This window comes from Staphylococcus sp. EG-SA-2, from assembly GCF_017152085.1.
In genome coordinates this window covers 1-768 of the sequence record NZ_JACYHC010001051.1, presented here as the reverse complement: position 1 = coordinate 768, position 768 = coordinate 1, and the positions used below count along the sequence as shown (strand labels likewise).

The following is a 768-nucleotide window of genomic DNA, read 5'->3' as shown; positions in this document are numbered from 1 at the left end:
ATTCAAAACCTTGATCTAAGTCATTATCTTCTGGATTTACAAATGAATAGTCTGAAGCAATTAAGTAATCACTGTATAATGCATCGTGATGGAATCCTTGTTCTACATATAAAACATTATCTTTTAGATTTTTACCGACAACAAACCAAGGATCGCCATCTCCACCTATACCTAAACCATGTCTTTGTCCTATTGTGTAATACATCAACCCACTATGTTTACCCATTTTCTTACCATCAAGTGTTATCATATCACCCGGTTGCGCAGGTAGATATTGAGATAAAAATGTTTTAAAGTTTTTTTCGCCGATAAAACAAATACCTGTAGAATCTTTTTTCTTAGCAGTAACTAGTCCTTGTTCTTCAGCAATTCGACGCACTTCAATCTTTTCGATGTCGCCAATTGGGAACATCACTTTTGAAAGTTGTTGTTGGGATAATTGATTCAAGAAGTATGTTTGATCTTTATTATTATCTACACCACGTAACATTTCAACATGACCATCTTCATGACGATGTATGCGTGCGTAATGCCCTGTTGCTACATAATCTGCACCTAAATTCATCGCATGATCTAAAAAGGCTTTAAACTTAATTTCTTTATTACACATAACGTCTGGGTTTGGAGTACGACCTTTTTTATATTCATCTAAGAAATACGTAAAGACTTTATCCCAATATTCTTTTTCAAAATTAACAGCGTAATATGGAATGCCAATTTGATTACACACTTCAATAACATCGTTGTAATCTTCAGTTGCAGTACATA

General features: G+C 33.7%; 1 protein-coding gene. It reads right to left on the bottom strand.

The genetic code is table 11. The features are described from left to right. Nucleotides 1-768, bottom strand: a 768-nt coding sequence (gene mnmA, locus IDG60_RS27875; RefSeq protein WP_206161013.1) for a tRNA 2-thiouridine(34) synthase MnmA, incomplete at both ends; no start/stop codon positions are given.